General features: G+C 42.1%; 12 protein-coding genes and 2 pseudogenes. 4 read left to right on the top strand and 10 right to left on the bottom strand.

The window, feature by feature from the left end:
- From HWQ37_RS17455 to fabG, 3 genes are all read right to left on the bottom strand, one after another.
- Positions 1-1,321 (bottom strand): NB-ARC domain-containing protein (locus HWQ37_RS17455; RefSeq protein WP_292749079.1); only part of this gene is annotated, 1,321 nt, incomplete at its 3' end.
- Between the two features lie 11 nt (positions 1,322-1,332).
- Positions 1,333-1,749 (bottom strand): hypothetical protein, encoded by a 417-nt coding sequence (locus tag HWQ37_RS17450; protein WP_292749077.1) that lies wholly within the window; start codon positions 1,747-1,749, stop codon positions 1,333-1,335.
- A gap of 341 nt (positions 1,750-2,090) precedes the next feature.
- A complete protein-coding gene (gene fabG / locus HWQ37_RS17445; protein ID WP_292749075.1) occupies positions 2,091-2,837 on the bottom strand; it encodes a 3-oxoacyl-[acyl-carrier-protein] reductase in 747 nt (248 codons plus the stop codon).
- Between the two features lie 393 nt (positions 2,838-3,230).
- Between fabG and trxA the strand changes: the two genes are divergently transcribed.
- Complete coding sequence (gene trxA, locus HWQ37_RS17440) at positions 3,231-3,548, top strand: thioredoxin (protein WP_104907825.1); 318 nt, start codon at positions 3,231-3,233, stop codon at positions 3,546-3,548.
- Positions 3,549-3,872: 324 nt separating this feature from the next.
- Here the strand turns inward: trxA and acnB are convergent, their stop codons facing one another.
- The 5 genes and pseudogenes from acnB to HWQ37_RS17415 all read right to left on the bottom strand — a co-directional run bounded on the left by acnB (position 3,873) and on the right by HWQ37_RS17415 (position 9,506).
- Entirely contained in the window at positions 3,873-6,536 is a 2,664-nt protein-coding gene (gene acnB, locus HWQ37_RS17435; RefSeq protein WP_292749121.1) for a bifunctional aconitate hydratase 2/2-methylisocitrate dehydratase, read from the bottom strand.
- A gap of 664 nt (positions 6,537-7,200) precedes the next feature.
- A pseudogene (locus HWQ37_RS17430) lies at positions 7,201-7,455 on the bottom strand (DUF4351 domain-containing protein); the annotation flags it as partial.
- Positions 7,456-7,467: 12 nt separating this feature from the next.
- Positions 7,468-8,388 (bottom strand): DUF4351 domain-containing protein, encoded by a 921-nt coding sequence (locus HWQ37_RS17425; RefSeq protein ID WP_292749069.1) that lies wholly within the window; start codon positions 8,386-8,388, stop codon positions 7,468-7,470.
- A gap of 200 nt (positions 8,389-8,588) precedes the next feature.
- Positions 8,589-8,984, bottom strand: a complete 396-nt coding sequence (locus HWQ37_RS17420) for a hypothetical protein (protein WP_292749067.1) — start codon at positions 8,982-8,984, stop codon at positions 8,589-8,591.
- Positions 8,985-9,224: 240 nt separating this feature from the next.
- Positions 9,225-9,506, bottom strand: a complete 282-nt coding sequence (locus HWQ37_RS17415; RefSeq protein WP_292749123.1) for a hypothetical protein — start codon at positions 9,504-9,506, stop codon at positions 9,225-9,227.
- Here HWQ37_RS17415 and HWQ37_RS17410 point away from each other — a divergent pair.
- From HWQ37_RS17410 to HWQ37_RS17400, 3 genes and pseudogenes are all read left to right on the top strand, one after another.
- Positions 9,491-9,610 (top strand): annotated as a pseudogene (locus HWQ37_RS17410) (type II toxin-antitoxin system RelE/ParE family toxin); the annotation flags it as partial. The gene HWQ37_RS17415 and the pseudogene HWQ37_RS17410 sit on opposite strands and share 16 nt — an antisense overlap.
- Positions 9,603-9,932, top strand: a complete 330-nt coding sequence (locus HWQ37_RS17405) for a helix-turn-helix domain-containing transcriptional regulator (protein WP_292749065.1) — start codon at positions 9,603-9,605, stop codon at positions 9,930-9,932. The pseudogene HWQ37_RS17410 and the gene HWQ37_RS17405, both read left to right, overlap by 8 nt.
- Before the next feature lie 140 nt (positions 9,933-10,072).
- Positions 10,073-10,303 carry a four helix bundle protein gene (locus HWQ37_RS17400; protein WP_465249702.1) on the top strand — a complete coding sequence of 77 codons (231 nt, stop codon included), beginning with the start codon at positions 10,073-10,075 and terminating at the stop codon, positions 10,301-10,303.
- A gap of 29 nt (positions 10,304-10,332) precedes the next feature.
- Here HWQ37_RS17400 and HWQ37_RS17395 read toward each other — a convergent pair whose 3' ends face one another.
- Positions 10,333-11,538: a GUN4 domain-containing protein gene (locus HWQ37_RS17395; protein ID WP_292749063.1), complete on the bottom strand. Its 1,206-nt coding sequence runs from the start codon at positions 11,536-11,538 to the stop codon at positions 10,333-10,335.
- Positions 11,539-11,541: 3 nt separating this feature from the next.
- Positions 11,542-12,033, bottom strand: a complete 492-nt coding sequence (locus HWQ37_RS17390) for a hypothetical protein (RefSeq protein ID WP_292749119.1) — start codon at positions 12,031-12,033, stop codon at positions 11,542-11,544.
- Between the last annotated feature and the right edge of the window lie 130 nt (positions 12,034-12,163).

Genomic DNA, 12,163 nt, shown 5'->3' with positions numbered 1-12,163 from the left:
CTGCTAGGGTATACAAACCCTGTCCTTGATAAAATTTGCCCAAGCCAGTGAAAATCAAGGTTAAATTTTCATCCTCCACAACATCAATCAGATTTTGTGCCACCTCAGTTAAATGGGGAATTGCCAGTTGCACTAACTTGATATCCTCAAGGGTGAGAGATTCAGGTATTTTCTGAGCAATTTCTACTAATACTGCGGCAAAGGCTTTTTTGAGGTCATCGGCTGTGTTTAACCTTACCAATTTCCCTTGCAAAAACTCCCTAATTAAAGGATGAATTTTATAGCAACTTTCTCCTTCTGCTACGCTTTGAATTAAATGGCGTTGATAAAGTTGCTTTCTCGCCTTGTCAACATCTGCCTTCGCCCAATTTAGCTGCTGACTGACAGATTCAACTATTTGCCAAGGAATGATATCTGGGGCAAATAAACTCAACAACTCACCGACATACTGTGTCATAGAATCGAGTTGTTGCCAGCTTAATTCAAATACAGCTTCCAATTGAGATTTTTGCTGGTCTGGTAATCGCTGTAAAATCTCTGTTAAAGACAAATTTGGATCTTCTGCCAAATACGCGCCGACTAATTGCAAACCTAAAGGCAGATATCCCAGCCATTTACATAAATTTGCTGCCGTTTGTGGTTCCCGTTGCACCCGCCGATCATTTTCACCCAACAAAGCTGTCAACAACTTTAAAGCATCGTTTGGTGACAGTTCATCTAAATTTATCTGTTGAACTGTTGAACCGAGATTTCGCAACCGAGTTGTCATCAATATACAGAAGCGGTTATCTGTTGGTAGTACTTGGCGAGATTTTTCCCAGTTAGTCACATCATCAACATTGTCCAATACTACCAAGACTAGTCCTGTTTGTGGTTGCCAATTACGCCAGCACCATTTTGCTTGTTCCTGGGAAGTCAATAAAGTTTGCGGTACTTCCAGTTTCATGTAAAACCGAGCAAATTCCACAATCTCTGCTGCTAAATCTGGTTTTCTGGCATCTAACCAGCAAAGCCCACCAGGATAATTGTCTTTGTAGCGCTGTGCGTATTGTGTCGCCAGTTCAGTTTTACCCATTCCCCCCATACCAGCCAAAGCCAAAATTGCTGCGTTGTCATTTTGCAGCAACTTTTTATGCACTTGGGCAAGTTTCTCATCCCGCCCGACAAAGTTGGCGACACCCCGATAAGGAATATTGTTTGGAGAAGTTGACTGTAACTGCTGAGTAGGAGAATTGTAGATACTAATATCGCCTTGATAAACTATTCCACCCTCAACCTTATTTTCCCATCCCTTGGCATTATCCTGGTTGCTTTGGTTCATGATGGCTCAATTTAAGAATTGGGCGGTGCATGATGAATGCTAATATCGCCTTGATAAACTGTTCCACCCTCAACCTTAGTTTGCCATCCCCTGGCATTGTCTTGATTGATTTGGGTCATAGTGCTTTTGTCTACTATCTTACCAGCCTCAATTTCACGAGCCAGCGTTTCTACTTCTTTCGCAAACTCTGGTTCTTCATGTAAAATTATCTGCAAGTAAGCAGCAACCCTATCTAAATCTGGTTTAGAGCCTTTTTCAGCAGCGACGAGGGCTGTTTCTGCTTTCAGATTTCCCCGTAACTTACCCCAAATCTTTTTCCGCAGCTCGTCCATTTTACCAAGGGCTGCTTCAGTAAATTTCTCGATGGTTTTCTCAAATGCTTTAGTAAAAGCGAGAGTTGCGATCGCACTAGCTGTGATTGGTTCCAAAATATCCTACCTTATCTGGCGACATCTTCACTGAGGGACTTCCAACAAATAAATTATCCAATATTGTGGGGTGGGTCGAAAAGCCATTAGTGTCAAGTTAAGAAAAATAGAATCTTGTCAACAGGGTAAAACTGAATGGATAAACTCAACACAAGGGTGTTGATTTGAGCCATAAGTAAGCCACGCAAAAAACAAGGAAATCCAGACTTTCGACATCGGGTAACTTGCCCAGCCCCAACAAACCAACAGATAGAATCACGGTTGATTGAACTATTAAGTCCAGGGACATTTGCTAATCTCAGATATTTTTTTATTTGGAAGTCCCTTAACTTTGGCAGTATTTACGCCATGACCATACCGCCATCAACATTAAATACTTGTCCGGTGATGTAGGCTGCGGCGGGATCGGCAGCTAGGAAGCGCACCATCCCGGCGACTTCTTCTGGTTGACCGAAGCGACCGAGTGGGATGTATTTGAGAATATCTTCGGGATTGTTGAGATTACTGGTCATGTCGGTGGTGATGAAGCCAGGGGCGACGGCGTTAACGGTGATGCCACGAGTAGCGAGTTCCTTGGCAACGCTTTTCGTAAAGCCGATTACACCTGCTTTAGCGGCACTGTAGTTCGACTGACCTGGGTTGCCCATTTGTGCGGCAACTGAGGTAATGTTGATAATCCGCCCCGATCGCTGCTTCAGCATGATTTTACTGGCGGCGCGTGTACATAAGAAAACACCGGTTAGATTAAGGTCTATCACTGCTTGCCAATCTTCTGGTTTCAAACGCAAAAGTAAGGTGTCGCGGGTAATACCTGCGTTGTTGACCAAAATATCTACGCGGCTGAACTTTTCCATGACGGCGTTAACTAGTGCGTCTACTTGCTCAATTTTAGAAACATCAGCTTGAATAGCGATCGCCTGACCTCCTGCTTCTATAATTTCTGTAACAACTGCCTCAGCCGCAGTATTAGAATTGGCATAATTGACAATTGCGATCGCTCCTTGTGAGGCTAATTCAATTGCGATCGCTCGGCCAATTCCTCTGGATGCACCTGTGACAATTGCGACTTTATCTTGTAATAGTGTCATTTAATGTTCCTCAAGCTTAGAAATACCGCGCTAATTATCTTATGGTGATTTCGTGAACATCTGAAATATTATCTGAATAAAATCTAATTCTTGCGATCGTCATTACAAATTACGTTAGCGCAGCGTTAGCGAGTCAGACGCTCCTACGTCCCTAATGCTTCTCTACGAGACGCTTTGCGAACGCTATCGAGCGTCATTACGAATTATTTAATGTAGATGCACAACCTAAAAGAATATACGTATTTTATTATAATTATTTAATCTTTTTGGCTAGCAAATCATTCTATATTAATTAATCTAATCTTTTACCAACAAAAACCCATGAACCTATACCGATTTTATTTTCTAAGAATTACTATTGAAACAAACAATTGAAAATCGGTGTGTGTCATCATGGCAACTAAAAAGCAATTTAATAGCTTTGAAGATATGCTGTCTGCTTCTGATGTGCCTGTATTAGTAGATTTTTACGCTGACTGGTGTGGCCCCTGTCAGATGATGGTGCCAATTTTAGAGCAAGTCAATGCCCAACTTAAGGATCGCTTGCGGATTGTCAAAATCGACACAGAAAAATACACAGATTTGGCTACAGAGTATAAAATTGCTTCTCTCCCAACTTTAGTACTGTTTAAGCAGGGTAAACCTGTAGAGCGGATAGAAGGAGTGATGCAAGCACCGCAGTTGGTGCAATATCTACAAACAAAGATTTAAGCTAACACTTAGATACTGAGATCCCCCAACCCCCTTAAAAAGGGGGCTTTAGAAGTTCCCCCCTTTTTAAGGGCTACAGTGTACACACAAGTCTTTCTGACCCCCTCTAACTCCCCCTTGGCAAGGGGGAGAACCGGATATTTCCCCCCTTTACAAGGGGGGATTAAGGGGGGTAAATCCAGGATTGGGGCTTCATTACCAAGATGTGTACACCGTAGCTTTTTAAGGGGGGCTAGGGGGGATCTAGGTTTCAGGCTTCAGTGCGTAAGTCCTAATTACTTTGAGCAGCAATTAGGTGGGCAATGCCCACCATACTATACTTAACTAACGCAAACTACTAGCTGGCATACCCAAAATATCCTCCAGCTTCGGCATATCTTCCAACGGAATCACTCGCCCTTCATCCTCAAAACCAACAATTTGATCGAAGTTCAAATACCGATACAAATCATCGGCAAAAGGCTCAATTCTACTCGCTACAATATCCATGTATTCCTGCACTGTGGGAAGCCGCCCCAGCAGCGCACAAACTGCGGCTAATTCGGCTGAACCAAGATACACTCGCGCATCTTTACCCATGCGATTATTGAAGTTACGGGTAGAGGTAGAAAACACTGTTGTGCCATCAGCAACTCGCGCCTGATTACCCATACACAAGCTGCATCCTGGCATTTCTGTCCGCGCACCCGCAGCCCCAAAAATACTGTATACACCTTCTTCTTTTAATTGATGTTCATCCATGCGGGTTGGTGGTGCTATCCACAGACGAGTTTTCACTTCCCCTGCACCTTCCAAAACTTTCGCTGTTGCCCGATAATGACCAATATTTGTCATACAAGAACCGAGGAATACTTCTTGTACTGGATCGTTGGCAACTTCTGATAATAATTTAACATTATCGGGGTCATTGGGAGCAGCAACAATTGGTTCTTTGATTTCGTTCAAATCAATTTCAATTATTTCGGCATACTCCGCATCGGCATCGCCTTCTAATAATACGGGATTGGCTAACCATTCTTCCATCTTGGCCACACGGCGCAGCATGGTACGCGGATCGTGATAGCCCCGTGCTATCATATTTTTCAGCAGGGCGACGTTAGAACGCAGATATTCTGAAATTGTCTCTACACTCAGCTTAATTGTACATCCAGCACAAGAACGTTCAGCGCTAGCATCGGTTAGTTCAAAAGCTTGTTCAACTTTTAAATCTGGCAAACCTTCTATTTCCAGAATTCGCCCGGAGAAGATATTTTTCTTGTTCTGCTTGTCTGCTGTCAGCAAACCTTTTTGAATTGCCACGTAGGGAATGGCATTCACCACATCCCGTAGGGTAATACCTGGTTGCAATTCACCTTTAAATTTTACCAAAACTGACTCTGGCATATCTAAAGGCATGACACCCAAGGCGGCTGCAAAAGCTACTAATCCAGAACCGGCGGGGAAAGAAATACCCAAGGGGAAGCGGGTGTGAGAGTCGCCGCCAGTTCCCACGGTGTCGGGTAGCAGCATCCGGTTTAACCAAGAGTGGATGATACCATCACCGGGGCGGAGGGCGACACCGCCACGAGAAGCAAAGAAATCAGGAAGTTCGTGATGAGTTTTGATGTCTACTGGTTTGGGATAAGCAACAGTGTGGCAGAAACTTTGGATAACTAAGTCTGCACTGAAACCAAGACAGGCGAGTTCTGTCAATTCGTCGCGGGTCATGGGGCCTGTGGTATCCTGAGAACCAACGGTAGTAATGATGGGTTCGCAAGATGTGCCGGGACGTACACCAGGTAGTCCGCAAGCCTTACCTACCATTTTCTGTGCCAGGGTGTAGCCTTTGCCTGTATCAAAGCCTTGCTGGGGACGGGTAAAAACTGTGCTGGGTTCTAAACCAAGTGCAAGACGAGTTTTGTCGGTGAGGGTACGTCCGATAAGTAGAGGGATGCGTCCACCTGCGCGGACTTCATCGAGGATGGTGTCGGGTTTAAGGGTAAAGGTGGAAATGACTTCCCCTGTTTCGTTGGTGATTTCGCCTTTGTAGGGATGGATGGTAATCACCATACCTGTTTCGAGTTTGGTGACATCGCACTGAATAGGCAAAGCACCGGCATCTTCTGCTGTGTTAAAGAAAATTGGCGCGATCGCACCACCTAAAACATAACCCCCAGCGCGTTTGTTTGGCACAAAAGGTATATTATTTCCTGTATGCCACAATACGGAGTTAATAGCAGATTTCCGCGAGGAACCAGTACCAACTACATCGCCAACATAAGCTACAGGATGCCCTTTTTCCTTCAACTCGGCAATGGTTGCCAAGCTTCCCGGTTGCCGTGACTCTAACATCACTAAGGCGTGTAAGGGAATATCTGGGCGAGTTGTAGCGCTTTGGGCGGGTGATAAATCGTCGGTATTGGTTTCGCCAGGAACTTTAAAAACGGTGACAGTAATCGCTTCTGGAACTGTGGGGCGGAGGGTAAACCATTCAGCTTCCGCCCAAGAGTCAACCACCCGCTTGGCGAAAGGATTGGTTTTAGACAACTCTAAAACATCGTGGTAAGCGTCATACACCAAGAGAATTTTGCTTAAGGCGTTGGCGGCGTAGGCGGCGATGGGTTCCTTTCCTTGTCCGCCCATTACTAGAGGTGTTTCAGATGAGTCTGAGAGGGATACAGTGGGCAATTGCAGCAAATCGATTAAAGATTGCACGTTGTAACCACCAATCATTGTCCCCAATAATTGCACCGCTTCGATGGGCGCAATTAAAGGACTGGTGATTTCTTCCTTGGCAATGGCGGTGAGAAATCCGGCTTTGACATAAGCTGCTGGATCGACACCCGGAGAAATGCGATCGCTCAATAAATGCAATAATATATCCTCTTGACCCTTGGGCGGATTTTTCAGTAATTCACATAATTCTGAGGTTTGCTTTGCATCCAATGGTAAAGGGGGAATACCGAGTGCTGCTCTTTCGGCAACGTGTTTACGATATTGTTCTAGCATTTTGATCTTCTCCATTGGGATTTTCTCCCTTCAATTATGAAATATTTTTAGGCAATACTTGGCTATAAAAGTTTAGCTTACTTTTATTATTGAAAGCCTTACTGGTAATCGGTTATTAGCAAAGTTTTTTTATACTGAAAGTTTGAAAAGTGTGAGGCGAATAGAATTTGCTACTACACAAAACTTAGTCCACCGACTTGGACTAAGAGGATGTTTGGAAAGTCATGATTGATGTGTCATATATTGTTTTACCCCACCCTAACCCTCCCCTTATAAAGGGGCTACGGTGTATACACAAGTCGAATTACCCCCCTTAATCCCCCCGATGCAAAGGGGGGAAACCGGAAAATCTAGTTCCCTCCCTTGTTTTTCGCCTTGGCGAGTTGCATTACTACTTGCATTGGGGGGAAACCGAAAAATCTAGTTCCCTCCCTTGTTTTTCGCCTTGGCGAGTTGCATTACTACTTGCATTGGGGGGAAACCAAAAAATCTAGTTCCCTCCCCTTTGCAAGGGGAGGGTTAGGGTGGGGTAAAACCCTGGTTAATCAGGTATTTCAGACTTGTGTATACACGGTAGTTATAAAGGGGAGGGAACCGGATTTTCTTGTTTCCCACCTTATAAAGGGGGGTAATAATTCGATTTCCCAGCTATAGTAATAATGAATTAGATTGATTGTTGGTTTAACCAAATTTCAAAATCAGCAACACTAGAAAAGTCTAGCAATGCTTCTCCTAAATTCTCTAATTCTTCGAGCGATAAACCTTGAATTCGTTCGATTAATGACGTATCAATCTCACCAATACGGCGATTGAGTTGACGTATAACTAGACGTTGTTCTCGTTGTTTATTTCCTTCCTGTATAGCTTGTTCTCTGTCTCTTTGATAAAGTGGTTCTAGTCGCATAATTAACTCTTTATCAATCGAAATGAATTAGATTGATTGTTGGTTTAACCAAGTTTCTAAATCAGCAACACTAGAAAAGTCTAGTAATGCTTCTCCTAAATTCTCTAATTCTTCGAGCGATAAACCTTGAATTCGTTCGATTAATGATGCATCAATTTCACCAATACGGCGATTTAGTAGACGCAGTATTAAGCCTTGTTTTCCTTCTTGCCTTCCCTCTTGCCTTCCTTCTTGCCTTCCTTCTTCTTTGGCTTGTTCTCTGTCTCTTTGATAAAGTGGTTCTAATTGCATAATTAACTCCCTATCATCTGCTTCTAACTCTTGATTTACTCTCAAGTTTTCCCGCAAGTTGTAAACTAATTCAAGAGTTGCTTTTTGGTATGGATAATCTAATGGTAACGCTTGCAACTCGATAATTGCTTGTGACTGCACACTTCCCCTACCTAAAAGCCTCAACCATAAAGTTTCTGGTGTTTGGGGTAGTTGATGTATCGCTACAATTGCTGTCCGCAAAGCATCTGGTAGAAAATGGACTCCTGATAACCAACCTGGTTTTTGCATAGTTCCAAAGCTAGACAATCTAGTTTCAGATATGGTTGGAGTAAGAACCCACAATCTGGGAATTTCTGAATCCTGAAGTTTGGTTTTATTTGCCTTAGCTTCTCGTCGCAATAAAGCCTTGATTTCTAATAATTTAAGAATACAGTCGCAGATTTCATCGGTAGAAGCTGGATTGCGGTATGGTTCTATAATTGCAGGATGTTCAGCAAATCTTCCTAGTAAACCCAGTATTTGTAAATTCGAGTTTTGCTGTTTAGCAGGAGTGAATAAAACATCTATTTCTTTAATCTCTCCTGATACTTTTTCTGATGCCTTGACTTCTCCGTAATCTTTTAGTAATTCTTCTAGATAGTCTTTGGCAAATTTATCATGTATAAAACGGGTCATTCAATTTTAAGATTTCGGAATTTCTGGGTTAATGCAAAGTCTTATTATATAGCAGTCCTGAATCATTCGTAATGAAATAGATCCCCGACTTCTCAAAGAAGTCGGGGATCTGGACACCTTAAATTTTCACAGATACCATTCTAAAAAAGTTAAAAGCAGATTCTATAAACCTTTTGAATTTTGACTTCCACGTAGCGGTACTAGGCGGTTATAGCTTTTTCATCTGATGTTTTATCTGTATTAGCTTTCAAGCGTGTTAATCTGCTTTTACGGATACGATCGCTATCTCGAACACCACCTGCAAGTCCATATTCCTTACTATTTTTGCCATACTTGAAACCAACTCCCATCAGCATTTTGTCTGAAACCTGATTTAAGTTTTTTTCCATCTCATCTAACTTTGTTTTAGAAGAGTCAATCATCGCTATAGCAGCGTTATACTCATTAAGTATATTGTGAAAATCTTCTATTAATTGAGTCAAATTTTGCAAGTTGTAAGTATCATCAAATCTGATATTTTGATCAATAGCTTTCAGCCCGGCAACTCTAAACTCAGCTTTTTCTAAAATCCGGGAGCTACGTTTTTTTCGAGACATAAATTTATCCAGATATTAAAGCTTTACAGAGCTATTTTGTCTCAATTAATCTATATTATGGTTCAGCAAAAAGCGCAGTCTTTTAAATAAAATTTTTTACTTATGTCCGTAATTTTTCGGTATTTAATCACCAAGGGTTGATTTCTTGAAAAATATAATATTATGTTTAAGTTGCACGAAAACTACAATATTGTTGCATAAGCGTAGGCATAGCCCGTCGTAGACATCGCACCTTTACTTCTAGTTAACTGCGATCGCTTTAATCTTAAGGCTTAATGTTGTAACTTTAAGGCTTAATGTTCTGGCTCTAAGGCTTAATGTTGTAATCTTAAGGCTTAATGTTCTAGCTTTAAGGGTTAATGTTGTAACTTTAAGGCTTAATGTTCTAGCTTTAAGGCTTAATGTTGTAACCTTAAGGGTTAATGTTGTAACATTGATGACTAAAGTTTGTTGGTGAGTGCAATCATCGCTAGTGTATATTGTTGATTTACAGCGATCGCAAAGTTGGACAGCAAGGATCAACAGTTATTATTCTTTTGTGTGGTGGTGATAAAAGCACTCAAGAAAAGGATATTGCCAAAGCCAAGGAATATTGGGAAGACTACAGGAGTAGAGATCATGCCTAAAAGTACAAGCTATCATGAAAAACTGATTCAAGACTTAAAAAATCCACTAGAAGCCGCAGCTTATATTGAAGTTATTTTAGAAGAAGGCGACCCGAAAATGTTGAGTAAGGCGCTGAAAAATGTCATAGAAGCGCTTTACCCCACCCTAACCCTCCCCTTGCAAAGGCTACCGTGTATACACAAGTTATCGAATCACAATCAGTCTGTTGAATTACCCCACCCTAACCCTCCCCTTGCAAAGGAGAGGGAACTAGATTTCCGGCTTCCCCCCAATGCATCGGGGGGATTGAGGGGGGTAAGAGGACTTGTGTGTACACCGTAGCCTTGGAAAGGGGAGGGAACTAGATTTTCTGGTTTCCCCCCTTTCTAAGGGGGGATTAAGGGGGGTAAAAATGCAATTAAAATCACAGCCAACGACTTTTCAAACAATTAGCTGCTCAGTTATTCAGATCAGGGACATCAATTGGTGCAAATATTGAAGAGTCTCAGTCTGCTGAGAGTGATAGGAATTTTATTAGCAAGCAATCAATAGCACTAAAAGAAGCAAAAGAAACAAAATACTGGTTGAAGCTGTTAATTAAATCAGAAATGATGACTGAGGCACAAGTTAGAAATATTTTAGATGAGTGTGAACAATTAATTAAAATTATTGCTAAATCAATCGTAACAACTAAAGCAAAGCTAGGAAAATAAGCTTTTGACTTTTGACTTTTGACTTCCCGTTAGGGCGTGTTACAGTTTACAAGTCTCGATGCGAGAGAAGAAAATGGTAATACTTCCACCGCCGAGTTTGGTATTAAACCTCCATGCTTCTTTTGTGTACCTAGTATATCTTCTACCTCCTCTGCACTCCGATGATCTAATCTGTAAGGGAGGTGTCCTTTTGGCGAGGCTGTATCATAATTTACGTCAGAGTAATTTATCCAACTACTATTCACTCTCCATCCTACGCGATCGCCAAACTTTTTCCAGGCTTCTTCGTAATCCTTGCCGTCAGCTTTACCGCCAACGCTCAAGTAAATTTCCTTCTGGACGCTGAAGCCAAAGTGTCCATTGCTGTATCTTACCCATAAGCCGTCAATTGTGCGTAAGTCAGTGCAAGGAAATTTAAAGAGTTCCTCTGAGGTGAAATAGTTGCCATATTCATACTTTACAGCCTGAAGCATCACCCGATAGGTTTCTTTGTCGGCTTCCTTCCAGTTTTTTGCTACTAATAAGTCGCGTAGTTTGGTATAGTTAATGCCTCTCTCTGATTCAAGTGAGTTGCGTTCTTCCCGTTGCTCCCTTAGAGGGATGCTGCTAGTAGGCTTTGTTTCTGGTATTGCAGTCTGAGATGATTCAGTGTTTGTAGGTTTATTATTTGTTACAACGGGCAGATTTCCTCCTTGACTCAAAATCCCTGCACCCACGACTGATGTTACTAAGCCTAGACTTCCCCAACCTACCCATTTCAAAAATTGTCTTCTGTCTGAAGGTTTTTGAGGCAGTTGAGATAAAGTGATGGGTTGTGTTTTTGGCTTTTGTCCAGTAATACCCCAAATCAACTGTTCCATTGGATCGGGATTTTGTAGCCGAAAATCTACCCAATGAAAGCCTTTTAAGAATCTCGGAACTGTATCTATAAGTTTATCAGGGCATCCAGGAAGAATAACTAAGCCTATGCGAAGCTTATGATTCTTCGCAAATTCAACAAGAAACTCTTTCATTTCGATATCTGCCCACGGCCCTACACCAGAGGAACCGAGAAATACAGCTACAGCTTTGACTTGAGGAATAATTTCTTCAAGTTGGTCTTGCCAACGTCGAAATGGCTCAAAATCATACTTATCTAACCAAGCATCTATTCCTTCTTGTAATAGCTGCGCTCTAATTTTTTCTACCTGTGCTTTTTCTTTGCTATTGTGGCAAAGGAAAACATCTTTTGGCATTTATCACTCCTCCACGCCTGCAATTTTTGCCAAAGCCTTAGCGTAATCTTCCAACCCACCGCGCAAAACTTCCAACTCACTTCGCAACTTGGGTTCCTCCGACCAACTCTGCTCATGTTCTTTGGGACTCACCCCCACAGGTCGTCTACCTTCCCATGCTTGCAACAAGGGATGCCATTTAGCCAAAAATGGCCTTAACCCATTATTTAACACAGCGATCGCAATTCCCCCCACAGAATCACGAGAAGCACCCACATCCGGCCCGGCGGCTTTGAGAACTTCGCGGGTTGTACCAAATAAACTATAAAGAGAGTTCATCGCTTCTCGTACCAAACCTTGGTCAACTTCCAAAGGTTGTACAGCAATGCGTGTCACCAATTCCACATAAAGCGACCAAGCCGCCTTCTTTTGTGTGGTGTCAACTTTCCAAGACATGGAACCAATGCCAAAAGGCAGACTTACAGATACAGTCTCTAAAGAAACGCGATCGCGCATATTTATAGTAAGCAAATTTAACTAATTTATTTGTGTATTGTATAGTAAATAATATTACTAATCTATAACTTGTTCAGAATTAGTTGCTATAATTATTCCTCTTTAACCTAAACTTTTATAGTAACATCTG

It is taken from the genome of Nostoc sp. NMS4 (genome assembly GCF_017115095.1).
Lineage (GTDB): Bacteria > Cyanobacteriota > Cyanobacteriia > Cyanobacteriales > Nostocaceae > Nostoc.
Note: the sequence above shows the minus strand (reverse complement) of the source record. Positions and strands in the feature narration are given on the sequence as shown.